The following is a 23,774-nucleotide window of genomic DNA, read 5'->3' as shown; positions in this document are numbered from 1 at the left end:
CACTCCCGGCGCGGATGCCGGTGCGCAATGATCTTAACCGTGTGTTGAGGTTACTGAGAGGTAGCATTACGGCCGCGCGCCACAGGCGCTTTGTGACGTCACAGAACGCCGGAATCGGTTCCGGACGGGGCGGCGGTTCCGGGCGCAGTGGCTGCTCCGGGCCATGGCCCAATCCATGCGGAAAGGCCCGTTCGGGCGGGGAGTCAGCTCCCGCGGTTCGCCGAAGTTTCAGCCGGCTCCCGACCCGGCGGGTTCCTCCGCGGGCTTGCGGCGCCCCTTCATGAATGTGGTGGTGTAGGCGAATGCGACCAGCGCCGTGGCGGCCAGCAGCAGGAGTCCGATGGCGTAGCTCTTGTCTTCGGCATTGTAGGTAGCGCCCATGACCAGCGGCGGGAAGTATCCGCCCAGCCCGCCCGCCGCGCTGACGATTCCGGTCACCGACCCGACCCGCTCGGGCGGCGCGCTGATTCCCACCCAGGCGAACACGCCGCCGGTACCTAAGCCGAGTGCGGCAGCCATAGCCAGGAAGGTCAGGCCAGCCGGAATTTCAGCCCCTGGCCGCATATTTACCACAAAGGCGAGGACCACCACGGCGCCCAGCGAGAAGAGCACCACCGGCTTGGGGCCGATCTTGTCCGCAAGGATGCCGCCAACCGGCCTGAGCAGCACTGCGGCCAAGGCGAAGCCCGCGGTCCGGGTGCCGGCCCCGGTGGGATCCATCTCGTACACATCCTTCAGGTAGGTCGGCAGATAATTGCTGAAGGAGACGAACCCGCCGAACACCACGGCGTAGAGGAAGCACATTTCCCAGGTGATCCGTAATTTGGCCGCGGCCTTCAACTTTGGAATTACCGGGTTTCGGTTGGCTTCCCAGCTGGGAGCTTCCTCCATGGTGAACCAGATGACGACGGCTACCGCAACCAGCAGTGCGGCCACCAACAGATGGGTGGGGAAATAGCCGATCCATGCCACCAGCCGTGGCGTGAGGAAAGCGGACAGTGCGGTGCCGCCCATGCCGGCGCCGAAGACGCCGGTGGCAAAACCGCGGCGCGACTTCGGATACCACGGGCTCACGAACGGGATGCCGACGGCAAAGACAGTGCCGGCCACGCCGAGGAAGAAGGCGAAAACCACCAGCAGCGGATAGGACTGGAGGGAGCCGGCCAGCGCCACCAACAGCACGGACGGAACGGTGCTGAGCAGCACCACGGTGAACATGATCCGGCCGCCGAAACGGTCGGTGAGGGACCCGACGACGATCCGGGCCAGCGATCCGACGAAGACCGGCATGGCCACCACGATTGAGGTCTGCGACGTGGTCAGGTCCATCTGCTGGGTATAGGCCGCGCTCAGCGGCGCGATGATGGTCCACGCCCAGAACGCCGTCAGCGAAGCCGCCGTGGCCAGCACCAGGTTCTTGGTTGCGCCCTTGCTCACTGTCTCCACGATGTCCCTTCCGTAGTGCCTGCCGGTGCCGTCGCAACCTTGCCGGATTTACCGCCGGTCCCTGTCCCTGGTGCCGACCGGCTGCCATCCCGGCTGGCGGCCGCGGGCGCCGGGGGCGGTGCGGACGTCGCGGCTGCGGTAGACGATGTACGGCCGGAACAGGTAGTGGAACGGAGCCGTGAAGGCGTGCACCAGCCGGGTGAAAGGCCAGATGGCGAACAACAGCATGCCCACCAGCGTGTGCAGGTGGAAGGAGAACGGAGCAGCTGCCATGGACCCGATGTCCGGCTGGAAGATAAACAGCGAGCGGAACCACGGGGAAACCGTCTCCCGGTAGTTATGCCCGTGTCCGCCCAGGAAGACACTGGCCAGCGTGGTCCAAAGGCCGAACACGATCGCGGCCACCAGCACCACGTACATGGTTTTGTCGTTCTTGGTGGTGGCCATGAAGACCGGACCGGTGGTCCGGCGTCGGACAATCAGCAAGATGATGCCGCCCAGGGTGCAGATGCCGGCTATGCCGCCGACGAACAGCGCGTTGAAGTGGTAGAAGTCCTGGTTCATGCCGACGGCTTCGGTCCAGCTCTTCGGGATGACCAAGCCGAAGAAGTGGCCGGCGATGACGGCCAGGATGCCGAAGTGGAACACCGGCGAAGCGATCCGCAGCAGCTTGGATTCATACAGCTGGGAGGACCGCGTGGTCCAGCCGAACTGGTCGTATTTGTAGCGCCAGATGCTGCCGCCCACCAGAATCGCGACCATAACATAGGGCAGCACGCCCCAGAGCACGATGTCGGTCATTGTTCTCCTCCTGCGAGTGGGAGCAGCCGGGGGTCGTAGGGGTCCAGTCCCACAGTCTCGGCAGGCGGTCCGTAGCCAGCCATTTTCATGATCTGCTGGCGGTCGGCGGGTGATTTGCCCGGCAGGGAGTCGCAGACCGCCTGCAACACGGCGGCGTGCGGAAGGTTGTCGTCCACCAGGGCCAACCGCAGCATTTCCAGGCTGGGCCGGTAGTCGCTCAGCACCTTGCGGCCGACGTCCAGATCCACGGTGGCAGCGAACTCAAGCACCATGGGCAGGTAGTCGGGAAGTTCACCGTGCAGGTCCACCAGCATGCCGCTGTCCCGGTAGACCCGCTTGAAACCGGCCAGGACCTCGCCGCGGCGCCGCGTGTCGCCGTCGGTCCAGTAGGACAGGTGAAGCGCATGCCGGCGGCTGAGATCGAACTCCTGGACGTAGCGGGCCTGCGACTCCTCTAGTGGCATGGTGGTGAGCGCCTGCAGCACGTCGCGGAAAGGGCGGTCCAGCCCGGGAAACTCGGCGACCGCCCGGCGGATCAGTGGAATCCGGCCCATCAGCTCCTGGTCCGGGTAGGACAGGCACCAGGACGCCGCCAGATAGGTGACCCGGTTTCGCCGCGTCATGGCCGGCTCTCCAACGGGTTGCCGCTCGGTCCGGCCTGGTCGCTCGGCCCACCGGCGTCCGGGCCGGGTCCGGCGGCGCCGCCTTCATGGGCGGGCGAATCCGGAGACATCTGCGGGGTGTCCTGCTCGGGGAACATCCCGCGCGGCACGCCGCGGCCGTCCCAGTTGAGCAGATTGACCCGGCCACGCAGTTCCCCGGGTTCGGCATGGCCGGCGGTGGTCTGGCGTTGCTTCAGCGCGTAGAAGTTCTCCACCGCTACCGGCGTAGGCCGTCCGCTGGCTTCACCGAAGGCTTCCGATGCGTACATACCGGGACCGTCTTCGAAATCCAGCGAGCAGCCGATCTCCTCCAAGTTGTGCGCCTGTTCGACGTGCGCTTTGGGAATGACATAGCGCTCGTTGTACTTCGCAATCGCCATCAGCCGGTACATTTCGTACATCCGCTCGCCATTCATGCCCACCGAGCCGGCGATCGACTCTTCCGCGTCGTTGCCCAGGCTGATGCCGCGCATGTAGGCGCGCATGGCCGCCAGCTTGCGCAGCACGCCGGTGACGATCTCCGTGTCGCCGGCGGTGAACAGTTCGGCCAGATACTCGACCGGGACGCGAAGCGCTTCGATGGCCCCGAACAAGTTGTCCGCGTCCTCGGCGTCGTGGCCCTGGTCGCTGAGCAGGTCAACCACCGGCGAGAGCGGCGGCACGTACCAGACCATCGGCATGGTCCGGTATTCCGGGTGCAGCGGCAGCGCCACTTTGTAGACCTTCGCCAGGTGATAGACCGGCGAGCGCCGGGCGGCGTCCAGCCAGTCTTCGGGGATGCCTTCGGCACGGGCGGCGGCGATGACCTCCGGGTCGTTCGGGTCCAGCATCAGGTCCAGCTGGGCCTGGTAGAGATCCCTCTCGTCCGGGACCGACGCTGCCTCGGTGACCGCATCGGCGTCGTACAGGAAAATCCCGAGGTAGCGCAGCCGGCCCACGCAGGTCTCCGAACACACCGTGGGGATGCCTACTTCGATGCGCGGGTAGCAGAACGTGCACTTCTCGGCCTTGCCGGACTTGTGGTTGAAGTACATCTTCTTGTACGGGCAGCCCGTGATGCACTGGCGCCAGCCGCGGCACCGGTCCTGGTCCACCAGCACGATCCCGTCTTCTTCGCGCTTGTAGATGGCCCCGGACGGGCAGGAGGCCATGCAGGAGGGGTTCAGACAGTGCTCGCAGATCCGCGGCAGGTAGAACATGAAAGTCTGTTCGAACTCGAATTTGATCTTGTCTTCGGAGTCCCTGCGGATCTTCTCCACGATCGGGTCCAGGTGGCCTAGCTGCGAAGTACCGCCCAGGTTGTCGTCCCAGTTCGCGGACCATTCGATCTTGGTGTCCTCGCCGGTGATCAGGGACTTGGGCCGGGCCACCGGGAAGTCGTCGCCGAGCGGCGCTTCGGTCAGCGTCTCGTAGTCGTAGGTCCATGGTTCGTAGTAGTCGTTGAGCTCGGGTTGGACGGGACTGGCGAAGATGCCCAGCAGTTTCTTGACCCGGCCGCCGGCCTTGAGCTTCAGGCGGCCGCGGCGGTTCAGCTCCCAGCCGCCGCGCCACCGGTCCTGGTCCTCATAGCGCCGCGGATAACCCTGCCCCGGCCGGGTCTCCACATTGTTGAACCAGACGTATTCGGTGCCGGCGCGGTTGGTCCAGGCTTGTTTGCAGGTGACGGAGCAGGTGTGGCAGCCGATGCACTTGTCCAGGTTCATCACCATACCGACTTGAGCCATGACTTTCATCAGTACCTGACCTCCTGCGAACGCTTGCGAATGGTGCTGACCATGTCCCGCTGGTTTCCGGTGGGGCCCAGGTAGTTGAAGGCGTAGGCCAGTTGGGCGTACCCGCCGATCAAATGCGTGGGCTTGACCAGCAGCCGGGTCACCGAGTTGTGGATGCCGCCGCGCCGGCCGGTGGCTTCGGATTTTGGTACGTCGATAATGCGCTCCTGGGCATGGTGGACGTAGACCACGCCTTCCGGCATCCGGTGGCTGACGATCGCCCGGCAGACAAACATGCCGTTCGCATTCACGCACTCGACCCAGTCGTTGTCCAGCACCCCGATGGACGCGGCGTCCTCCTGGCTGATCCAGCAGACCGGGCCACCGCGGGAGAGCGAGAGCATGAACAGGTTGTCCTGGTATTCGGAATGGATGGACCACTTGTTGTGCGGGGTCAGGTAGCGGACCGTGATCTCCTTAGAGCCGTCCCGGCCAAGCTTCGGCTCGCCGAAAAGCCGGTGCATATCCAGCGGCGGGCGGTAGATGGGCAGCGCCTCGCCGAGGTCGCGCATCCAGTCATGGTCCAGGAAGAAATGCATCCGGCCGGTCAAGGTGTGGAACGGTTTGAGCCGTTCGATGTTGGTGGTGAAGGGTGCGTAGCGCCGACCGCCGGTCTCCGAGCCCGACCACTCGGGCGAGGTGATCACCGGCACCGGTGCAGCCTGGGTGTCGGCGAACGTGATGTGCTTTTCTTCCGACCCCAGGGCCAGGTCCACCAGGTCCCGGCCGGTCTGTTTCTCCAGCTCCCGGAAGCCGTGCACCGCCAGTTCGCCGTTGGTGGTGCCGGAGAAGGTCAGGATCGCCTCGGCGAGCTTGGCGTCCGTCTCGATGGCCGGGCGTCCGTCCGCGGCGCCGCCGAGCATCACGCCATTCTTCTGGGCCAGCCAGTCCAAGGCGTGATCGAGTTTGTACGTGATGTTCTTGACCGTGAAGCCGAGCTGGTCCGCCAGCGGTCCGACGGCGGCAAGCTTGTCTGCGATGGCCGTGTAGTCGCGTTCGACGACGGCGAAGTTCGGCATGGTCTTGCCCGGCACCGGTTCCGTGGTTCCGTCCCGCCAGTCCCGGACCACGCCGCCGGGCTGGGCGATCTGCCCCTTGGTGTCGTGCTGCAGCGGCACGCTGACCAGGTCCTTGCGCACGCCCAGATGCGTTGCGGCCTGGCGTGAGAACTCCTGGGCCAGCAGGTGGAACATCTCGAAGTCCGATTTGGTCTCCCACGGGGGGTCAATGGCCGGCGTGAACGCGTGCACAAAGGGATGCATGTCGGTGGAGGACAAGTCGTGCTTTTCGTACCAGGTGGCGGCCGGGAACACCACGTCGGAGAGCAGCGTGGTGGAGGTCATCCGGAAGTCCGCCGAACACAGCAGATCCAGCTTGCCCTCCGGTGTCTCCTCGTGCCATCTGACCTCCTTCGGGCGGGTCATGCCGGCCTCGGCCTCGTTGCCCAGCACGTTGTGGTGGGTGCCCAGCAGGTTCTTCAGGAAGTATTCGTTGCCCTTGGCCGAGGACCCCATCAGGTTGGAGCGCCAAAGCATCAGCGTCCGTGGCCAGTTCTCCGGCGCATCCACATCTTCGACGGCGGGTGTCAGCGCGCCGTCGGCCAGCCGGGCGGCGACGTACCCGGCGGCGTCGTCCGCCTGGCCCGCGGCGACGGCGGCTTCGGCTTCCTCCGCCACCGCCAGCGGGTTCCGGTCAAACTGCGGATAGAACGGCATCCAACCCAGCCGCGCGGACTGCGAGATGGTGTCCGCGGTGTGCATGCCGGCCAGGTTCCCCTCGGCCAGCGGCGAACTCAACGATCCGGCGGAGTAGCCGTCATTGCGCCACTGGCCGGTGTGCATGTACCAGTAGGAGGTTCCCGTCATCGTCCGCGGCGGGCGGGACCAGTCCAGCGCGTTGGCCAGCGATACCCAGCCGGTGATGGGCCGGGTCTTCTCCTGACCCACGTAGTGTGCCCAGCCTCCGCCGTTGCGGCCCATCGATCCCGTCAGCAGCAGCAGCGAGAGAATCGACCGGTAGGTGGCGTCACCGTGGAACCACTGGCAGATGCCGGCCCCCATGATGATCATCGAGCGGCCCTTGGATTGTTCCCCGTTGCGGGCAAACTCGCGGGCAATCTTGATGCACTTCTTCGCCGGAACCGAGGTGATCGCTTCCTGCCACGCGGGAGTGTAAGGCGTGGATCCGTCGTCGTAATCCCCCGCCCATTCGCCGGGCAGGCCGTCCCGGCCCACTCCATACTGCGCCAGCATCAGGTCATAGACCGTGGTCACGAGCTTGTCCCCCACCTGCCGGACCGGCACGCCGCGGCGCAGCACGGATCCCGACCCGTCCGGGGCCTCAAAGCAGGGCAGCAGAACTTCCCGGGCTTCGGTGCCCGGAGCGTACAGGCTCAGCTGCGGACGGACGCCGGCCAGATCCAGGTTCCATTTGCCCGCATCGGTCTTGTTGTAGCGGAAGCCCATGGAGCCGTTCGGCACTACCGGTTCACCGCTGACCTCATCGAGCAGCACGGTCTTCCACTCGGCGTCCTCGGCCGAGGCTTCCTCCGCCAGGTCGGCCGCGGTGAGGAACTTTCCGGGCACCAGCGACGATCCGTCCGGCGAGGGAGTCAGCGTGATCAGGAACGGCAGGTCGGTGTACTGCTTGACGTAGTCGGTGAAGAACGGGACCTCGCGCTGCACGAAAAACTCCTTCAGCACCACATGTCCCATGGCCATGGCCAGCGCCGCATCGGTGCCGGCCTGCGCAGGCAGCCAGTCATCGGCGAACTTGGTGTTGTCCGCGTAGTCCGGGCTCACGGTGACCACCTTGGTGCCCCGGTAGCGGACCTCCGCCATCCAGTGCGCGTCCGGCGTGCGGGTCACGGGAACGTTGGAGCCCCACATCATCAGGTAGGTGGAATCCCACCAGTCCCCGGATTCGGGCACATCCGTCTGGTCGCCGAAGACCTGCGGGCTGGCCACCGGGAGATCCGCGTACCAGTCGTAGAAACTGGTCATCACCCCGCCGATCAGCTGGATGAAACGGGTGCCGACGCAATGGCTGACCATGGACATGGCCGGGATCGGCGAGAACCCGGCCACCCGGTCCGGGCCGTAGGTCTTGATGGTGTGGATGTGTGCCGCGGCCGCGATTTCCACCGCCTCGGCCCAACTGGTGCGCACCAGCCCGCCCTTGCCGCGGGCCTGCTGGTAGCGGTGCCGGCGCTCGGGGTCGGACTGGATGTCTGCCCAGGCCAGCACGGGGTCCTTCAGCCGCTCCTTGGCTTCCCGGTACATCTGGACCAGCACACCGCGCACGTACGGGTAGCGCACGCGCGTGGGCGAATAGGTGTACCAAGAAAAAGCAGCCCCGCGGGGGCAACCGCGGGGCTCGTATTCGGGACGGTCTGGGCCGACCGATGGGTAGTCGGTCTGCTGCGCCTCCCAGGTGATGATGCCGTCCTTGACATACACCTTCCAAGAGCAGGAGCCGGTGCAGTTCACGCCGTGCGTGGACCTGACCACCTTGTCATGGCTCCAGCGGTCGCGGTAGAAAACGTCGCCCGCGCGGCCGCCTTGGCGGAAGACGGCCCGGCCGTCGTCGGATTCTTCCCAGCGGGTGAAGAATTTGCCCACGGCCAGCATCGCGTCGGATGCGCTGCCGTCTGTACCTGGTTTGATCGGTCCGGCTGCCATGTGGCCCACCCTAGGGAAAGGATGTGACTAAGACCAGCCTTTTCGGTACACCCCGGATAATTCCGCTGGCTTTCGATGGGCCCCTATGGCCGGGAGGCGTGCAGCTTCTTTTGCCAGGCGGCCTCGTAGCCGGCCGGAGTGAAGCCAAGGGCAATGTTGATGTCCAGCATGTTGCTGTTCTCCGCCGCGTTCCAGGTGTACAGCCGGCGGCCCGGCGGCCAGGACTCCGCGAGGCGCTGCAGGTTGCGGGCCTTCATCCACAGGCCCAGCCGGTGGCCGCGGTGGGCCCGCAGCACCAGGGTGTCCTCCTGGTAAACGACCTCGGGTTGCTCCGGAAACCACTCGAGCACGGTATGCCCCACCAGCTCGCCGGTGGGGACGTGCCGGACTGCAACCACCAGGCTTCGACCGTTCATGCGCTGAAGGTTCGCTTCCTTGTGGCGCACCCGGGCCGCGTCCCAGGCCTCCTCCTCGAAGTCGAGCTCTCCGAGCGGAACGTCGGTGCTCATCCGCTGGCGGAGGGCAGCATAGCCATCCAGGTAATCCGGCGGGCAGTTGTCGGCCCATTCCACCAGCCGGTAGCTGCCGCCGGCTGTCGCCGCGGCGGTCGCTAACTGGTCGGCCAGGCCGACGGGGTCGGCGGGTATCGGCATGCGACTGCACCGCTCCACCTGCTCCAACCGGAAGCCGCTGGCCTCGGCGAACCGTACGGCAGGTGACGCCGTGGGCAGCGAACCGATGCCCGTTTCGGCCTGGACCATATCCGGGCCCTCCAGCTCGAAACCGGCAGGGTGCTCGCTCCAGGCCTGCAGCGTGGTCCGCCCCCGGCTGCCGGCGAACGCCTCGGCTTCGGCCAAGAGCCGCCGGCCGATCCCCCGGCGTCGGTACTCCGGGTGGACCGCCACAAATACATAGCCGTTCTGTTCGTTGTCTTGCAGCGACAGTTCCAACACGCCACGGCCCACGTGCCGGTCGCCGTCCTTGGCAGCCCAGAGGTAGGTGACCGTGTAGTCGTTGCCGCGGGAACCCTCCAGCCTAGCCGCCGGGCTGACCCAGAAATCGTTATTCCCCCAAATCAGGCAGGTGACCAGATTGGCCAGCTCCACGGATGCGGTGAAGTCCGCACCGGCTGAACCAACTAGTGTCTCCGGGATCGGCAGCGGCACGATCGTGATCGACGTGGTGGGCATGCCTGCTCCTTCGGCCTCTCGCAAGTGATTGAGTCTTACCAATCACCTTACGGCATGGCCTGTGGCCGACACCAGAGCCGGTGCTCCCGCCGCCGGCCCGGCCTACCCGCACCACACGGCGGGCGGCGCACCCGGAACAGGATGGAAGGGACGGGCGGTCCGGCGTAGGCTGACCAAACACAGGACCGGCCCGGGGCCGGGTGCAGGCCTGCGCCAGAACACCACAGCGGACACAAGGATCGGAGACAGCCATGGCCAGCAACAGCGCCAGCGGCATAGTCGTCGTCGGAGTCGATGGCTCCGACGCTTCCCTCGCGGCCCTGCGTGAGGCCCAACGCCTGGCCGAACCGCTCGGCGCCGACGTTGAAGCCATCGCCGTCTGGGAGTTTCCGCAGATGTACGACGGCTACACGGTCATGGGAATTGACGGGTTCAAAGAGCGGGCCGGGCAGATCCTGCAGGACTCCGTCAACAAGGCTCTGGGCCCGGACAACAACGTCCGGACACGTCTGGTGCGGGGAGCCGCCCGGCAGGCCTTGATCGAGGCCAGCAAAGGTGCCCGGATGCTGGTGGTCGGGCGCCGCGGGCACGGGCGTTTCGGCGGCTTGCTGGTCGGCTCCGTCAGCTCGGCTTGTGTGGCACACGCACATTGCCCGGTCGTGGTCGTACACACTCCGGAAGCCGACAAGACCACCTAAAACTCCGCCGGTGCCAGTAGCTAAACGGCCAATCGCCTCAACGGCCAAATTAAAGGGCAATGGCCGCAGCATGATGCTGCGGCCATTGCCGGCGGACGCCGTTGCCCGGCGCACGTGAAGTCCTGACTAGGCCTCCACGGCCACCTTGGTCACGTTCGGGTCCACGGAGATGCCGGGGCCGAAGGTGGTGGCGACCGTTGCCTTGGAGATGTAGCGGCCCTTGGAAGCGGACGGCTTCAGGCGCAGCACCTCTTCCAGGGCGGCGGCGTAGTTCTCCACCAGCTTGTTGGCGTCGAAGGACACCTTGCCGATGATGAAGTGGAGGTTGGCGTGCTTGTCGACGCGGAAGTCGATCTTGCCGCCCTTGATGTCGTTGACAGCCTTGGCCACGTCCGGGGTCACCGTACCGGTCTTCGGGTTCGGCATCAGGTTACGCGGACCCAGGACCTTGCCCAGGCGGCCGACCTTGCCCATCAGTTCCGGCGTCGCCACGGCGGCGTCGAAGTCGGTCCAGCCGCCCTGGATCTTCTCGATCAGGTCGTCCGAGCCAACGAAGTCGGCGCCGGCGGCGATTGCGGCCTCAGCCTTGTCGCCGGTGGCGAAGACCAGCACGCGGGCGGTCTTGCCGGTGCCGTGCGGCAGGTTGACCGTGCCGCGGACCATCTGGTCGGCCTTACGCGGGTCAACGCTGAGGCGGAAAGCCACCTCGACGGTCGCGTCGAACTTGGAGGGGTTGGTCTCCTTGGCCAGGGTGATTGCCTCGACCGGGGCGTAAAGCTTGTCCGCCTCGATCTTGGCTACAGCTGCCTCATATGCTTTGCTGCGCTTTGCCATCTGCTTTTTCTCCTTGTGCAGTTGTGGTCTGCGGACCGCGCTCGGCCCTGCCACAACGACGGCGGTGTTCCCACCTTTGGCGAGCTATCTCGCCGTCGTTTTTTTGAATTGTCTTGGTGGGGCCGAAACAGGACGTTTGCCTTGGACGACCACCGGTTTGAGGGTGCTTAGCCCTCGACAGTGCTCCATTGTCGAGCAGCTGCGGTGCTTGCTTCCGGCGAGTGCCTCGTTCCTCGGCCCTCACCGTACGCGAGCTCCTCGCTACTCGACCTCGATGCCCATGGAGCGGGCGGTGCCGGCGATGATCTTGGCAGCAGCCTTGATGTCGTTGGCGTTGAGGTCGTCCATCTTGGTGGTGGCGATCTCGTCGACCTGCGCCTGGGTCAGCTTGGCAACCTTGTTGGTGTGCGGGGTAGCCGAACCCTTCTGCACGCCTGCGGCCTTCTTGATCAGCTCGGCTGCCGGCGGGGTCTTGGTGATGAAGGTGAAGGAGCGGTCTTCGTAGACCGTGATTTCAACCGGGATCACGTTTCCGCGCTGGGATTCCGTGGCGGCGTTGTACGCCTTGCAGAATTCCATGATGTTGACACCGTGCTGACCAAGCGCCGGACCGATCGGCGGTGCCGGGTTGGCGGCGCCTGCCTGGATCTGCAGCTTGATGAGGCCGGTGACCTTTTTCTTGGGGGCCATATCGGGTCCTTCTCTCACATTACGTACCGCGGCACAGGAGCGTGCCTGCGGTGGTTGGCCGCCATGGCGTGGCGGCCGCCCGTGCGGATCCGGACAAAGCGGGTCCGTATCCGCACGAAGTCTTGGGTTACTGGATCTTGGTGACCTGGCTGAACGAGAGCGTCACCGGGGTTTCGCGCTCGAAGATGGTCACCAGCACCACCAGCTGCTGGGATTCCGGCTTGATCTCGGAGATCGTCGCCGGCAGGGTCTCGAACGGCCCGTCGTTGACGGTCACCGACTCGCCGACCTCGAAGTTGACGGTGATCGGCGTGCTCGAGGCTGCGGCCTTGCCCGCTGCCTTGCCACCGGCCTCCGGCTTGGCGCCGGTAATGGTGTGCTCCAGCATGGAAGCAACTTCCTTGAGGCTCAGCGGCACGGGGTTGTGGGCGTTGCCCACGAAGCCGGTCACGCCCGGAGTGTGGCGGACCGCGCCCCAGGAGGCGTCGGTCAGGTCCATCCGGACCAGCACGTAGCCGGGGATGCGCACACGCTTGACCAGCTTGCGCGTGGTGTTCTTGATCTCCACGACCTCTTCCATGGGGACCTGGATTTCGTAGATGAAATCCTCCATGTTCAGGGTCTGGATACGGGTCTCCAGGTTGACCTTCACGCGGTTTTCGTAGCCGGCGTAGGAGTGGATGACGTACCAGTCGCCTGGCTGGCGGCGCAGCTTGGCGCGGAAGGCTTCCAGCGCTTCCTCTTCGGTCTGCTCGACCTCTTCCGCGGCCTCATCGGCTGCGGCGGCTTCGGTCATGCCTGCCTCGGCGGCGGCTTCGGCCGCCTCGTCGAGAACCGGGGCGTCTTCGGCGGCCTGGTCAAGCTCGCTGGCCAGATCGGTACCGGCAGTCTCTTCGGCTTCAACGCCGGAAGCCGACACCTCGTCGGTGCCGGTCTCGGTAACCTGCTCGTCTGCTTCCAGCTCCACGTTCTCTTCGGAGTTCTGGGCTTCGAGTTCCTGGTCGGACACTTGGCTTCCTGCTTTCTTCTTCAGCTCACTTGGCTCGCGCCGGCTTTCCGCCGTCGTCGTCGTCCATCCGTACGGCTGCCGCATACACGGGCGTTACTGTTCGGGTATGCCGTCTCCGAAGACGAAGAACGCGGCCTGGCCGAAAACCAGATCCAGCAGCGTAACGAGCAGCATCATGATGGCCACGAAAGCGATCACCACCAGCGTGTAGTTCACCAGTTCCCTGCGGGTCGGCGTGACGACCTTTTTGAGTTCTGCGATGGTCTGGCGGACAAACAAAATGATCCGGGCGAAGAAACCGCGCTTGTCGGTCTTTCGTCCGGTGGGGCGTCCCTTGGGACTATTGGCAGCCGTATCGGTCAACCTGGCCTCACTCATTCTGTCCGGTGTCCGGCCCCGGTCGGCCTCGGCCGGCCTGAACCACTGCTTCGTGCTGGGATGCTGAACTGCTGCAGTCTTATCTGCGACGGTTCTGCGCAGGGCAGACAGGACTCGAACCTGCAACCTGCGGTTTTGGAGACCGCTGCGCTACCAATTGCGCCACTACCCTATGGAGCCGAATAGCGCCTGACGCTCCCGCCGGGCGGGCATGGAACATCATGGCGTTTTCAACACCGGAGATCTAGTTTACGCCAGCGATGCGCCGACGTCGAACCGGACCCCGTTTTGCCACCTCGATGAGGCGACTGATCCATTATGCAACATTTCAGCCTGCCCATTGACCACCGGCGGCTCGCCGGCCGCCGCGCCGGGCGTGCAGCCGGCCGCGGCGCCTCCTCGGACAGGACATGGCCGACGGCCTGCACCTAGACTATGGAACAGTCCTACACGCTACTGAAGACGGGAATCCCATGCCTGCCAACGCCCGCGTCTCCCGGCGCATCGCGTCCATCGCCGAATCCGCCACCCTCGCCGTCGATGCCAAGGCCAAGGCGCTGAAGGCTGCCGGACGACCGGTGATCGGTTTCGGCGCGGGCGAACCGGATTTCCCCACTCCGGAGTACATCGTCGAGGCCGCCATCGAAGCCGCGCGGCAGCCGCGTTTCCACCGCTACTCCCCCGCCGGCGGGCTGCCGGAACTGAAGCAGGCCATCGCGGAGAAGACGCTGCGTGACTCCGGCTTCCAGGTGGATCCGTCCCAGGTACTGGTGACCAACGGCGGCAAGCAGGCCGTCTACGAATCGTTCGCCACCTTGCTGGATCCGGGCGACGAGGTCCTGGTCCCCACCCCGTTCTGGACCACGTACCCGGAGGCCATCCGGCTGGCAGGCGGCGTCCCGGTGGAGGTTTTCGCCGGACCGGAGCAGGGCTACCTGGTGACGATCGACCAACTTGAGGCCGTCCTGACCGACAACACCAAGGTGCTGCTGTTCGTCTCCCCGTCCAACCCGACCGGCGCGGTCTACTCGCCGGAGCAGGTGGCCGAGATCGGCCGCTGGGCCGCCGCCAAGGGCTTGTGGGTGATCACCGACGAGATCTACGAACACCTCACCTACGACGGGATGCCGTTCACGTCCATCGCTACCGCGGCGCCGGAGCTGGGCGACAAGGTGGTCATCCTCAACGGCGTCGCCAAGACCTACGCGATGACCGGCTGGCGCGTGGGCTGGATGATCGGTCCGAACGACGTGGTCAAGGCCGCCACCAACATGCAGTCGCACGCCACCTCCAACGTGGCCAACGTGTCCCAGATGGCCGCGCTGGCTGCAGTCTCCGGGCCGCTGACCGCGGTGGACGAAATGAAGGTCGCCTTCGACCGGCGCCGCAAGGCCATGGTGGACGCCCTGAACGCCATCGACGGCGTGGAATGCCCGACGCCGAAGGGGGCGTTCTACGCCTACGCCGACGTCCGCGGCTTGCTGGGCAAGGAATTCCCGACGGCGGACGGCACCATCCGTCCGGCGACCTCCGCCGAGCTGGCCGCCCTGATCCTCGATCAGGTCGAGGTGGCCGTCGTCCCCGGTGAGGCTTTTGGACCGTCCGGCTTCGTGCGGCTGTCTTACGCCCTCGGCGACGACGACCTGGCTACCGGTGTCGGCCGCCTGCAGGAGTTCCTAGGCAAAGCCAAGTAAGCCGGCTCGAGGCCCCGGGCCTTCGGGCCCGGGGCCTCGAGCTGCGATGCTTCGCTAGCCCGCCCGAGCGGCTGCCACAGCATTGCCGGCGAAGTACCGGTCAACATGCCGCAAGACGGACTCTGGATCATCGAGAATATCCCGGGCAGGCAGTACTGGCAGGTCCCGGCCGAGGAATGTCAGCTCGTTCCAGCGGCGCCGGTCCTCGATGACGGACGCCTCGTCGGAGTGATGGGCCTTGCCGTCGATTTCCAGCAGCAAGCGGTCCTCGACTTCCAGATCGATCCTGCCCACCCCTTCGATCCGTCGCTGACAGACCACCTTGTAACCCGACGAACGCAGCGCCTGGCGAGCGAGCGTTTCAGGCGCTGACATGGATGCAGGATTGATGGCAGCAATGACCTCGTCGGCCCGCTTGCTCCCCCGTCCACGGCTGAGCCGAAACACCTCCTCCACCGTCAAAGCCTTGAACGACGGCAGACTCCACGACGACCAGCGCTTCTCTGAGTGGGAGGCAATTCAGGACCTGCCGGAGGCAGACGTCCATCGGAACGACTGTGCCGTGTGAATCACGCGTTCGATACACCCTTGCCAAAGCGCGGCCTGGCAACGCTGCGCGGAGCACTCACAGGGAGGCCGCGGTGAGGCCGATGCACCCACAAGCCGTGCAACGCCCCCGCACTGAAACACCCGACGGAGGCACCCATCGCCTTGGCTTGTGCATATTCAGCGACAACATCTGGAACAGCGTAAAGACCAAATCTGATCCGATGAATGGTCCCCGCGTGAACGGCTTCCTTCATACATCGGGCCCTGACACCTGAGTCCCGCAGCCGACACCAACGTGCAATTCTGCCTTGCTGGCGCAGAGCCATCACCGAGTCCATGACACTAGCCTGCTGAGCGTTCCGGCGCCCCGGTGGCTAAAGGATCCGGCGGTCGACGGCCCAGCGGGTCAACTCGTGCCGGGAGGAGAGCTGCAGCTTACGCAGCACGGACGAGACGTGGGTTTCGACCGTCTTGATGGAGATGAACAGCTCCTTGGCCACTTCCTTGTACTGGTAGCCGCGGGCGATCAGCCGCATGACCTCCAGCTCACGGGCGGAGAGCTTGTCCAGTTCGTCGTCGACGTTGGCAACTGCTGCCGTGCCGAAGGCGTCCAGCACGAACCCGGCCAGTCGCGGCGAGAAGGCGGCGTCGCCGCCGGCCACGCGCTGAACGGCGTCGGAAATTTCCGCCCCGGATACGGTCTTGGTGACATAGCCGCGGGCGCCGGCCCGGATGACAGTGACCACGTCTTCGGCGGAGTCGGAAACGCTCAGGGCCAGGAACTTGGTCTCGCCCAGCAAGGCTGCGCAGCCGGCAACTACCTCGGCACCGCCGCCGCCCCGGCCGCCGGGCAGGTGCACGTCCAGCAGCACCACGGAGGGCCGCTGCTCATGGATGGCCGCAATCGCCTGCTCCACGGTCGCCGCCTCGGCGACCACCTCGATCCGCTCGTCCAGATCGGCCTTCAAGCCGGAGCGGAAGATGGCGTGGTCGTCCACAACGACCACGCGGATAGGTTCGGTCACGATGCGGTTCCTTCCTGAGGGTGTTCCAAGCTGAGGTGGACTTCGGTGCCGCTGCCGGTATTGCGGATCCGGGCCTGCCCGCCGTGGCGTTCCATCCGGCCGATCAGCGATTCGCGCACGCCCATCCGGTCCGGCGGCACAGACGCCAGTTCGAACCCGGGACCGCGGTCGCGGACGAAGACTTCGCTGCGACCGGGTGTGCACTCAACATAGACCGAGATGCCACCCCCTGCATGTTTAGCCGCGTTCTGCACCGCTTCCCGGGTGGCATGCACCAGCACCTCGTGCCGGTCGGTCATCTCCGCATCACCAACGGCCACCACATCCACCGGGTGCCCGTACGCGTCTTCGATCTCCGCGGCCACCGCCTTCACCCGGTCCACCAAGTTGCCTTCTTCCTGCCGCTTGTCCCGGTACAGCCACTCCCGCAGTTCGCGTTCCTGCGCGCGGGCCAGTCGGGTGACGTCCTGTTCCGACCCCGCGCGGTTCTGGATCAGCGCGAGCGTCTGCAGCACCGAATCATGCAGGTGCGCGGCGATTTCGGCGCGTTCGGTCTCGCGGATGCGGCCGGAGCGCTCGGTCTCCAGATCGCGCCAATACTTCAGCACCCACGGTGCCAAGACCAGCAGGACGCCGGCCAGGACGGCCAGGGAGGCAAACAAGGTGGGCCACATCGCCTCCCACGTGATCGACCCGGAGACCATGGTGACGATGCCGGCCACTACCAGCACAAGCCCGGCCAGCAACCGCACGGCGCCCTGCGCACCGGTGGCACCGGCGCGGTCCATCAGTCCGCTGCGCCGGGAATCGTCCAACTGCATCCAGGCGATCGCTGCGCCGGCCGCAATGGCGAGGACGGGCAGCCAGGTGCCCCACGGAAGGTTGATGCCGGCGATCTGTGCGACGACGGCACCGCCCGCCAGCACCAGGGCCGCGCCGATCAGGATTTCCTTGCCGCCGCGCTGCAGCAGTCGGCGTGTGCCGGTGCCTGCGGCGATCGGTGCAGGGGTCCCGGGCTGAGGGAGCGGCTGGTTGACGGGACGGCGGACTGGCGGGGCAGCCGGGCCGTTGCCGTCCGGGTTGGCCGGTGCGCCGAAGCCCCGGGCGAAGTTCTCCGCGATGTCGCGTGGGTTGAAGGCGCGCTCGGCGGCCAGGGCTTCATCGGCGGCGGTCGGCACCAGCAGCCAGAGCCAGATGTACAGCAGCACCCCGGCGCCGCCGGCGAGCGCCAGAGCCACCATGCCCACCCGGACGATTCCGACCGAGACGTTCAGATGCCGGGCCAGGCCCGCGCACACGCCCGCAATGATGCGGTCCTCGGTCGACCGGATGAGTGGTTCTCGCATGGGTTAATCCAAGCATGCGCCGCAGCCCCCGACCTACCATCAGGCGCGAATTCAGGGGAACCCCGGCCGGGCGGTCAGGGAAGGGTCAGGGTGGCACCCCATAGAGGAAGGTGCGGCCAGTTGGAATGATCTAACTATGACCTCACACGCACCGACCCCGTCCGAGAATGACGGCACTGACAATGACGGCACTGACCGCACCGACGAACCGGACCAGCAGCCGGCCGTTCCCGAACCCGCTTCCGGGCCCGCCCCGGCATCCGCATCCGGCGAGCCTGAGATCGTCGAAGCAACTGCCGCAGAACCGGCGACTGTGGAAGCAGACGCTGCCGAGCCCGACTCCGAGCCCGACTCTGCGCCGGCTGCGGCTACCCACGCCGACGACGCTGCACGCTACGACGAGGCTGAGCCCGTCGAGGCAGCACAGCCCGACGACGCTTCCCGCGCCGACCGTGGAACCAATCCCACCGAGCCCCTTGCCTCGGCAACCTACCCGACCACGCCGATCGGATCCGGCTTCTCCGGTGGACCGGCAGGATCGGGCCACACCGGCGGACCAGGGTTTGACGGCGGCAACGGCGGCTTTCCGCCGCCTCCGCCGTCGGGCGCTTCCGGAGCTTTCCCTCCCCCGCCGCCCGGAACGCCGGTGCCGCCGCCGAGCAACCCGTTTTTCAGCTGGTTTCGCAACCTCGGCATCACCCGCGGGCAGGACCGCTGGATCGGCGGCGTTGCCTCCGGCATCGGGCACCGGATCGGGCTGGACCCGATCCTGGTCCGCGGGCTGTTCATCCTGCTGGCCGTCTTCGGTGGCCTCGGCGGGCTGCTCTACGGCATTGCCTGGGCGCTGCTGCCCGAGCCGGACGGCCGTATCCATGCCGAAGAAGCAGGCCGCAGCAGCTGGACTGCCGGCATGACCGGCGCAGTGATCTTAACCGTTTTGGGGGTGTTCAGCCGGCCCTTCGGCTGGTTCTCCAACGATTGGGGCTGGGGCTTCGGCGGTTTCGTCTGGGCGGCCATCTGGATAGGCGCCGTGGCGTTCTTTGTCTACTGGCTCGCCACGCGCAACAAGGACGGTGCTCCCGCCGGAACACCGCAGCACGGCGCCGCGGGCTTCCCGACCGCACCCACTGCCTCCGGGCCCGGCACCGCCGCGTTTACCAACTCCGCCGACCCGGCCTCCACCGATCCGGCCCCGGGCAGTCACTCCGGCCTGAGCCACTCCCCCGGCTCCGGCTACAACACAACCTCCAGCTACGGTTCGACGTCGGCTGCCGGGACCGGATTCGGCCACGGCACCCCCGGCAGTTTCCAGGGGACACCGCGTCCGATGTATCCGCAGCCGCGACCGTACCCGCAGCCCGCACCGGTTCCGGCCAAGATTGGCCCCCGCGGCCCCTCGGGCGCAGCCATCGCACTGACCCTGGGCGCCGCCATGCTGGCCGCCGGCGCAGTGCTGGGACTGAACGCACTGGAATTCGTTGAGCTGGGCCTGAACGTAGTACCTGTCGCGATTGCCTCCGCGCTGATCGTGATCGGCATCGGCGTCGTCGTTACGGGCGCCCTGGGCCGCACCTCCGGAATCCTCGGATTCCTGGCCGCCGTAGGACTCGTGCTGTCGCTGGTCTTTTCCGCCGGAATGCAGTGGACCGCAAACAACTTTGCCATTGCCTCCAACCGCACCTGGACCTCCGCCTCCGCCCCGGCGGAGGGCGACGGCTACAGCGTGGTGGCCGGCAACGGGACCGTGGACCTGCGCAGCGTGTCCGGTTCCCGCGTCGGCGGCCCCGCCGTCGTCCCGGTCAACGCCGTCGCCGCGTCCGTCACCGTCATCATTCCCGACGACGTGCCGGTCAAGGTTGAAACACAGATGGCACTGGGCAACGTCGAATACGCCACCCCCGAGGACAGCGGGCGGCAGTCCGGCGTCTGGCAGCCGGGAACCTACATCATCAACGACGACGGCGGCGCGCCGGAGATCGTCCTCTCCATCAGGGGCGTGGTCAGCAGCGTCGATATCCTGACCGTTAGCGAACTGGAGCAGACCCGATGAGTACTGAACTTAGTCACGACAATGATCGCCGGCCCCGCGTGGGCACCATCATCTGGGGACTGATCGCCGTGGTCGTCGGCCTGCTGGTGGTCGCCGGAACGTGGTGGAACATCAGCTTCAACTGGGCCTATGTCTTGATCGCCCTGCTGATCGGTTCTGGCATCGCCCTGGTGGTCGCCGGGGTGCTGAGCGCCACCCGCAACCGCGGCCGGTAGCCCAGGGCGACCCGCGATATCGCCGGGCCGCCGGTTCCGGCTTCCGGCTTCCGGCTTCCGGGCAGCATTTGGACCCAGACAGCCGAACCCCCAGTGACAACAACTCCCGAACACGAAAGCATGGTTCAATGGAAACTTTTTACCGAGCACTCCGCTCCAGCCCTGTCCGCCGCGGTCCCGACCGCTGGGTAGCCGGCATCTGCGGTGGCATTGCGGCAAAGTTCGGCTGGGACGTGACGTGGGTGCGAATCGCCACCCTGCTGATCTTCCTGTTCCCCGGCATCGGCATCGGCACCTACTTGGTGCTGTGGCTCCTGCTGCCGAAATACGATGGCAGCATCGCGCTGGAGAACCTGCTCCGCAAGTTCTGATCCGCGCTGCCAGCGACAGCCACGTACCGGAGCCTCCGCAGAAGCAGGGGCTCCGGTACGTTATGCCGCCGGGAACAGACGGCTTGTACTGAGGACTCCGACACCCGGCTGGCCGACGCCGGCGACGCCCCGCCCATCGGCCCGCCGGCATCCTGCCGACCGACCCCGCCGGCAGCCAACCGACTCACCCCGGCGACGCCCCGCCGTCGTCCTTGTGACTGTGGCAGGGTTCCTACGTACAATCGAGGCGGGCTCAATGGGGTGCTCGCACTGACCGGCCAGGCACCGAGAAGGAGTACCCATGAGGATTGGCATCATGACCAGCGGCGGGGATTGCCCCGGCCTGAACGCGGTGATCCGCGGCATCGTGCTCAAAGGCATCACCGTGCACGGGCACGAGTTCGTGGGCTTCCGCGACGGGTGGCGGGGCGTGGTCGAGGGCGACATCATGGAATTGCCGCGGCACCAGGTGCGGGGTATTTCCAAGCAGGGCGGCACCATCCTGGGCACCTCCCGCACGAACCCGTACGAGGGCCCGAACGGCGGCCCGGATAACATCCAGCGGACTTTGGACAAGCTCGGCATCGACGCGGTCATCGTGATCGGTGGCGAGGGCACCCTGGCCGGAGCACACCGGCTCACCCTGGCCGGCCTGAAGATCGTGGGCGTGCCCAAGACCATCGACAACGATCTGGAAGCCACCGACTACACCTTCGGTTTCGACACCGCCGTGCAGATCGCCACCGAGGCCATCGACCGGTTGCGCACCACCGGCGAATCGCACCACCGCTGTATGATCGCCGAGGTCATGGGCCGGAACGTCGGCTGGATCGCGCTGCACGCGGGTATGGCCTCCGGCGCACATGCCATCTTGATCCCGGAGCAGCGCGTCACTATGGACCAGGTCTCCGAGTGGGTGCTGCACGCGCAGAAACGCGGCCGCGCGCCCTTGGTGGTGGTGGCAGAAGGCTGGGTTCCGGACGGCGAGCTGGGCCCGCACGCCGAGCGCGGGCTGGACCGGTTCGGCCGGCCTCGGTTGGGCGGCATCGGCGAACGGCTGGCGCCGGAACTGGAGGCGCGAACCGGCATCGAAACCCGGGCCACCACGCTGGGACACATCCAGCGCGGCGGAGTTCCCTCCGGCTACGACCGCGTGCTGGCCACCCGGCTGGGAATGGCGGTAGTGGATTCGGTCGTGGAGGAACGCTGGGGCACCATGGTGGCGCTGCAGGGCACGGACATCGCGCATGTTGGATTCGAGTCCGCTTTGAACAATTTAAAAACGGTCCCGCAGCACCGATACGACGAGGCAAGGGTTCTCTTCGGCTGAGCCTTCAGTAATCTGGCCGGTATGCGATTGGACGCAGGAACCTCCGACATTGTGCTGCTGGCGTGGGCGCGGTTGCTGGGATTTGCCGACAATGCCTTCGCCTCCGGTGGAGGCCGGCTGACCAAGATCAACAACGACGCCGGTGCGCTCACCTTCGTGCGCCTGTTCGATAGATCCGCGCTGGTCGGGCCGGAATGGGCGGTGGAGGCGGCAGCCCAGTACCCGGACGACGAATTGGCGGAGCACCAGACGCTGATGCAGGTGAGCCGGGAGCGCGGCGGCCACGGACTGGGCAGAGCGGTGCTGTCCTACGCCGACGATCTGCCCGTGGTGCAGCCCGAACGGGAGGTTACCGTTTCCACCGCGGGCAGCGACGTCGCCCGTCTGGAGGGTATGTGCCCGCCGGATGACATCCATGAAGTGGGGCTGGCCGGCATGGACAAGTCCTTTGTGCTGCTTGACGGCAGCACGCCGATGGCCGGCGCCGGCTACAAGGAGTGGCAGCAGATCCTGGCCAACGTGGGGGTGCTTACCGCACCCAGCTACCGGCGCCGCGGTGCCGGTGCGCTGATCGCGGCCATCGCCGGCCACGAGGCGCTCTCCTCCGGGCTCATCCCGCAGTGGCGCTCACACGAATCCAACGAGGCCTCGCGGGCGCTGGCCGCGAGCCTGGGTTTCTGGGACGCCGGGACCCAGACGTCGGTGATCCTGCCGAAGGACTAGGCGGCCGAGGGACCAGCCCTGCCGAAACTACCGGCCGAAACTACAGGGGGAGCTTCCTGCCCAAACTACAGGGGGAGCTTCCTGCCCAAACTTCAGGGGGAGCTTCCTGCCCAAACTTCCGCGCGAACGTCTCAGCGCGGCGCGCGCAGGAACCCGGTCTGCCGGCCGACCACCTGGCCGGCGTCGGTGGTGACAATGACTTCCTGGGCGGCGTCATAGCTCTCGTCGCCGTCCACCACCGTCAGCTGGGCCTGCGGATCGGCCGAGCGCTTGACCACGGCCAGGGCGATCGGACCCATTTCGTAGTGCTGCGCCGCGGAGGTAATGGCTCCCACGCGCTTGTCGCCGAGCAGCACGTCGCTGCCCGGGGCAGGCAGCGTGTGCTGCGAGCCGTCCAGCTGCAGGAACACCAGCCGGCGCGGCGGATGGCCCAGGTTGTGCACGCGGGCGATGGTTTCCTGGCCCTTGTAGCAACCTTTGGCCAAGTGCACGGCGGTACGGAGCAGGTCCAGCTCGTGCGGAATGGTCTTCTCGTCCGTCTCCGCGCCGAACCGCGGGCGCCAGGCCGCGATCCGCAGCGCCTCGGCCGCCCAGACGCCTGCCAGCTGCAGACCGGAGACGGTGGATTCGAGTTCGGCGGCCGGCAGCAGATATTCGTACCATGTCCGTTCCAGGCCTGGATGCTGCGGTTCCTCGATCCCGGTGTAGGCATAGCCGCCGGCGCCGATCTGCGGCCACGGGTCCCGCCAGACGGTCCTGCCATCGAACGCGGGCACCGGCTTGACCGAACCGACCACGGACCAATCCGCGGAAACATCCGCGATGTTCACCCGCAGCATGAACTTCATCGATTCCAGCCATGCGGCCAGCGGCGCTGCCTCGAAGGATTCGACGATCAGCCAGGTGCGTTCGCCGTCGTCCACAATCCGGGCGTCGTACTCGATCCGGCCCTGCACCGTCAGCAGCAGCGCCTCGCTGGATTGGCCGGGCTGCAGGTTCAGCAGCAGCTGCGACGAAAGGGTATTGAGCCAGCTCAGCCGGTCTTCACCGGCCACCGTCACCACGCCGCGGTGGGACAGGTCCACCACTGCTTCACCGCGGGCCAGCGCACGCTGTTCACGCAGCGGATCGGAGTAGTGGGCGGCAACGCCGGCGTCGGACCCGGAGGCTTCGACGGCGCCGGGCTGCAGAAGCAGTGGGCTGCGGTAGGTCATATTGGGGTCAACTCCTGACGGCGGTGCCGAATTCCCGGGGAGGCCGCCCCGCGGGCGCGCCGGTCCTACACCCGCAGGCCCGGCGGGCCGTCCCGGC

General features: G+C 66.5%; 22 protein-coding genes and 1 tRNA gene. 8 read left to right on the top strand and 15 right to left on the bottom strand.

The window, feature by feature from the left end; translation table 11 throughout:
* Window positions 1-228: 228 nt before the first annotated feature.
* From AB0N75_RS01725 to AB0N75_RS01700, 6 genes are all read right to left on the bottom strand, one after another.
* Window positions 229-1,446: an MFS transporter gene (locus tag AB0N75_RS01725; protein WP_364644188.1), complete on the bottom strand. Its 1,218-nt coding sequence runs from the start codon at window positions 1,444-1,446 to the stop codon at window positions 229-231.
* Window positions 1,447-1,494: 48 nt separating this feature from the next.
* On the bottom strand, window positions 1,495-2,247 hold the full coding sequence (gene narI / locus AB0N75_RS01720) for a respiratory nitrate reductase subunit gamma (RefSeq protein ID WP_364644185.1): 753 nt from the start codon (window positions 2,245-2,247) through the stop codon (window positions 1,495-1,497).
* Window positions 2,244-2,870 (bottom strand): nitrate reductase molybdenum cofactor assembly chaperone, encoded by a 627-nt coding sequence (gene narJ, locus AB0N75_RS01715; RefSeq protein WP_364644182.1) that lies wholly within the window; start codon window positions 2,868-2,870, stop codon window positions 2,244-2,246. Before narJ ends, narI begins: the two co-directional genes overlap by 4 nt.
* Window positions 2,867-4,642, bottom strand: coding sequence for a nitrate reductase subunit beta (gene narH / locus AB0N75_RS01710; RefSeq protein WP_364644179.1), 1,776 nt, complete (start codon window positions 4,640-4,642; stop codon window positions 2,867-2,869). The genes narJ and narH overlap by 4 nt, the downstream gene beginning before the upstream one ends.
* A complete protein-coding gene (locus AB0N75_RS01705; RefSeq protein WP_364644176.1) occupies window positions 4,642-8,361 on the bottom strand; it encodes a nitrate reductase subunit alpha in 3,720 nt (1,239 codons plus the stop codon). The genes narH and AB0N75_RS01705 overlap by 1 nt, the downstream gene beginning before the upstream one ends.
* 83 nt (window positions 8,362-8,444) lie before the next feature.
* Window positions 8,445-9,551, bottom strand: coding sequence for a GNAT family N-acetyltransferase (locus AB0N75_RS01700; RefSeq protein ID WP_364644173.1), 1,107 nt, complete (start codon window positions 9,549-9,551; stop codon window positions 8,445-8,447).
* Between the two features lie 251 nt (window positions 9,552-9,802).
* Here AB0N75_RS01700 and AB0N75_RS01695 point away from each other — a divergent pair, with 251 nt between their 5' ends.
* On the top strand, window positions 9,803-10,249 hold the full coding sequence (locus tag AB0N75_RS01695; protein WP_364644170.1) for a universal stress protein: 447 nt from the start codon (window positions 9,803-9,805) through the stop codon (window positions 10,247-10,249).
* Window positions 10,250-10,375: 126 nt separating this feature from the next.
* Here the strand turns inward: AB0N75_RS01695 and rplA are convergent, their stop codons facing one another.
* The 5 genes from rplA to AB0N75_RS01670 form a co-directional block, all read right to left on the bottom strand.
* The gene (gene rplA / locus AB0N75_RS01690; protein WP_127511029.1) at window positions 10,376-11,083 is read right to left on the bottom strand and encodes a 50S ribosomal protein L1; all 708 of its coding nucleotides are present in this window, start codon (window positions 11,081-11,083) and stop codon (window positions 10,376-10,378) included.
* Between the two features lie 261 nt (window positions 11,084-11,344).
* Window positions 11,345-11,773 carry a 50S ribosomal protein L11 gene (rplK, locus tag AB0N75_RS01685; protein WP_127511028.1) on the bottom strand — a complete coding sequence of 143 codons (429 nt, stop codon included), beginning with the start codon at window positions 11,771-11,773 and terminating at the stop codon, window positions 11,345-11,347.
* Window positions 11,774-11,900: 127 nt separating this feature from the next.
* Window positions 11,901-12,782: a transcription termination/antitermination protein NusG gene (nusG, locus tag AB0N75_RS01680; RefSeq protein ID WP_364644167.1), complete on the bottom strand. Its 882-nt coding sequence runs from the start codon at window positions 12,780-12,782 to the stop codon at window positions 11,901-11,903.
* A 93-nt stretch (window positions 12,783-12,875) separates the two neighbouring features.
* The gene (gene secE, locus AB0N75_RS01675) at window positions 12,876-13,160 is read right to left on the bottom strand and encodes a preprotein translocase subunit SecE (RefSeq protein WP_364644164.1); all 285 of its coding nucleotides are present in this window, start codon (window positions 13,158-13,160) and stop codon (window positions 12,876-12,878) included.
* 99 nt (window positions 13,161-13,259) lie between these two features.
* Window positions 13,260-13,332, bottom strand: a tRNA-Trp gene (locus AB0N75_RS01670).
* A gap of 301 nt (window positions 13,333-13,633) precedes the next feature.
* Between AB0N75_RS01670 and AB0N75_RS01665 the strand changes: the two genes are divergently transcribed.
* Complete coding sequence (locus AB0N75_RS01665) at window positions 13,634-14,854, top strand: pyridoxal phosphate-dependent aminotransferase (protein WP_364644161.1); 1,221 nt, start codon at window positions 13,634-13,636, stop codon at window positions 14,852-14,854.
* A gap of 54 nt (window positions 14,855-14,908) precedes the next feature.
* Here the strand turns inward: AB0N75_RS01665 and AB0N75_RS01660 are convergent, their stop codons facing one another.
* Window positions 14,909-15,229 carry a hypothetical protein gene (locus AB0N75_RS01660; RefSeq protein WP_364644158.1) on the bottom strand — a complete coding sequence of 107 codons (321 nt, stop codon included), beginning with the start codon at window positions 15,227-15,229 and terminating at the stop codon, window positions 14,909-14,911.
* Between AB0N75_RS01660 and AB0N75_RS01655 the strand changes: the two genes are divergently transcribed.
* The gene (locus AB0N75_RS01655) at window positions 15,228-15,422 is read left to right on the top strand and encodes a hypothetical protein (RefSeq protein WP_364644155.1); all 195 of its coding nucleotides are present in this window, start codon (window positions 15,228-15,230) and stop codon (window positions 15,420-15,422) included. The two genes, AB0N75_RS01660 and AB0N75_RS01655, sit on opposite strands and share 2 nt — an antisense overlap.
* A 355-nt stretch (window positions 15,423-15,777) precedes the next feature.
* Here the strand turns inward: AB0N75_RS01655 and AB0N75_RS01650 are convergent, their stop codons facing one another.
* Together AB0N75_RS01650 and AB0N75_RS01645 are read right to left on the bottom strand one after the other, a co-directional pair.
* Complete coding sequence (locus tag AB0N75_RS01650; RefSeq protein WP_364644152.1) at window positions 15,778-16,428, bottom strand: response regulator transcription factor; 651 nt, start codon at window positions 16,426-16,428, stop codon at window positions 15,778-15,780.
* On the bottom strand, window positions 16,425-17,774 hold the full coding sequence (locus AB0N75_RS01645; protein WP_364644149.1) for a PspC domain-containing protein: 1,350 nt from the start codon (window positions 17,772-17,774) through the stop codon (window positions 16,425-16,427). Before AB0N75_RS01645 ends, AB0N75_RS01650 begins: the two co-directional genes overlap by 4 nt.
* A gap of 136 nt (window positions 17,775-17,910) precedes the next feature.
* Between AB0N75_RS01645 and AB0N75_RS01640 the strand changes: the two genes are divergently transcribed.
* The 5 genes from AB0N75_RS01640 (at window position 17,911) to AB0N75_RS01620 (ending at window position 22,463) form a co-directional block, all read left to right on the top strand.
* Window positions 17,911-19,824 (top strand): PspC domain-containing protein, encoded by a 1,914-nt coding sequence (locus AB0N75_RS01640; RefSeq protein ID WP_364644146.1) that lies wholly within the window; start codon window positions 17,911-17,913, stop codon window positions 19,822-19,824.
* Complete coding sequence (locus AB0N75_RS01635; protein ID WP_364644143.1) at window positions 19,821-20,039, top strand: hypothetical protein; 219 nt, start codon at window positions 19,821-19,823, stop codon at window positions 20,037-20,039. Before AB0N75_RS01640 ends, AB0N75_RS01635 begins: the two co-directional genes overlap by 4 nt.
* 128 nt (window positions 20,040-20,167) lie before the next feature.
* Complete coding sequence (locus tag AB0N75_RS01630; RefSeq protein WP_241914663.1) at window positions 20,168-20,410, top strand: PspC domain-containing protein; 243 nt, start codon at window positions 20,168-20,170, stop codon at window positions 20,408-20,410.
* 301 nt (window positions 20,411-20,711) lie between these two features.
* Window positions 20,712-21,740 carry a 6-phosphofructokinase gene (locus tag AB0N75_RS01625; RefSeq protein WP_364644140.1) on the top strand — a complete coding sequence of 343 codons (1,029 nt, stop codon included), beginning with the start codon at window positions 20,712-20,714 and terminating at the stop codon, window positions 21,738-21,740.
* A gap of 21 nt (window positions 21,741-21,761) precedes the next feature.
* Window positions 21,762-22,463 carry a GNAT family N-acetyltransferase gene (locus tag AB0N75_RS01620; RefSeq protein ID WP_364644137.1) on the top strand — a complete coding sequence of 234 codons (702 nt, stop codon included), beginning with the start codon at window positions 21,762-21,764 and terminating at the stop codon, window positions 22,461-22,463.
* A 131-nt stretch (window positions 22,464-22,594) separates the two neighbouring features.
* Here AB0N75_RS01620 and AB0N75_RS01615 read toward each other — a convergent pair whose 3' ends face one another.
* The gene (locus AB0N75_RS01615) at window positions 22,595-23,677 is read right to left on the bottom strand and encodes a glycine cleavage T C-terminal barrel domain-containing protein (protein ID WP_364644134.1); all 1,083 of its coding nucleotides are present in this window, start codon (window positions 23,675-23,677) and stop codon (window positions 22,595-22,597) included.
* Between the last annotated feature and the right edge of the window lie 97 nt (window positions 23,678-23,774).

Source organism: Arthrobacter sp. NPDC089319 (genome assembly GCF_040684925.1).
Classification (GTDB): Bacteria; Actinomycetota; Actinomycetes; order Actinomycetales; family Micrococcaceae; genus Crystallibacter.
The sequence above is the reverse complement of the archived record's forward strand: the minus strand, read 5'-3'. Positions and strand labels throughout refer to the sequence as shown.

What these genes read in the sequence shown, in the direction of transcription:
- narI (WP_364644185.1), bottom strand. Translation starts at nt 2,247, where the DNA reads ATGACCGACATCGTGCTCTGGGGCGTGCTGCCCTATGTTATGGTCGCG.
- narJ (WP_364644182.1), bottom strand. Translation starts at nt 2,870, where the DNA reads ATGACGCGGCGAAACCGGGTCACCTATCTGGCGGCGTCCTGGTGCCTG.
- narH (WP_364644179.1), bottom strand. Translation starts at nt 4,642, where the DNA reads ATGAAAGTCATGGCTCAAGTCGGTATGGTGATGAACCTGGACAAGTGC.
- AB0N75_RS01705 (WP_364644176.1), bottom strand. Translation starts at nt 8,361, where the DNA reads ATGGCAGCCGGACCGATCAAACCAGGTACAGACGGCAGCGCATCCGAC.
- AB0N75_RS01700 (WP_364644173.1), bottom strand. Translation starts at nt 9,551, where the DNA reads ATGCCCACCACGTCGATCACGATCGTGCCGCTGCCGATCCCGGAGACA.
- AB0N75_RS01695 (WP_364644170.1), top strand. Translation starts at nt 9,803, where the DNA reads ATGGCCAGCAACAGCGCCAGCGGCATAGTCGTCGTCGGAGTCGATGGC.
- rplA (WP_127511029.1), bottom strand. Translation starts at nt 11,083, where the DNA reads ATGGCAAAGCGCAGCAAAGCATATGAGGCAGCTGTAGCCAAGATCGAG.
- rplK (WP_127511028.1), bottom strand. Translation starts at nt 11,773, where the DNA reads ATGGCCCCCAAGAAAAAGGTCACCGGCCTCATCAAGCTGCAGATCCAG.
- secE (WP_364644164.1), bottom strand. Translation starts at nt 13,160, where the DNA reads ATGAGTGAGGCCAGGTTGACCGATACGGCTGCCAATAGTCCCAAGGGA.
- AB0N75_RS01665 (WP_364644161.1), top strand. Translation starts at nt 13,634, where the DNA reads ATGCCTGCCAACGCCCGCGTCTCCCGGCGCATCGCGTCCATCGCCGAA.
- AB0N75_RS01655 (WP_364644155.1), top strand. Translation starts at nt 15,228, where the DNA reads ATGGATGCAGGATTGATGGCAGCAATGACCTCGTCGGCCCGCTTGCTC.
- AB0N75_RS01660 (WP_364644158.1), bottom strand. Translation starts at nt 15,229, where the DNA reads ATGTCAGCGCCTGAAACGCTCGCTCGCCAGGCGCTGCGTTCGTCGGGT.
- AB0N75_RS01645 (WP_364644149.1), bottom strand. Translation starts at nt 17,774, where the DNA reads ATGCGAGAACCACTCATCCGGTCGACCGAGGACCGCATCATTGCGGGC.
- AB0N75_RS01640 (WP_364644146.1), top strand. Translation starts at nt 17,911, where the DNA reads ATGACCTCACACGCACCGACCCCGTCCGAGAATGACGGCACTGACAAT.
- AB0N75_RS01635 (WP_364644143.1), top strand. Translation starts at nt 19,821, where the DNA reads ATGAGTACTGAACTTAGTCACGACAATGATCGCCGGCCCCGCGTGGGC.
- AB0N75_RS01630 (WP_241914663.1), top strand. Translation starts at nt 20,168, where the DNA reads ATGGAAACTTTTTACCGAGCACTCCGCTCCAGCCCTGTCCGCCGCGGT.
- AB0N75_RS01625 (WP_364644140.1), top strand. Translation starts at nt 20,712, where the DNA reads ATGAGGATTGGCATCATGACCAGCGGCGGGGATTGCCCCGGCCTGAAC.
- AB0N75_RS01620 (WP_364644137.1), top strand. Translation starts at nt 21,762, where the DNA reads ATGCGATTGGACGCAGGAACCTCCGACATTGTGCTGCTGGCGTGGGCG.
- AB0N75_RS01615 (WP_364644134.1), bottom strand. Translation starts at nt 23,677, where the DNA reads ATGACCTACCGCAGCCCACTGCTTCTGCAGCCCGGCGCCGTCGAAGCC.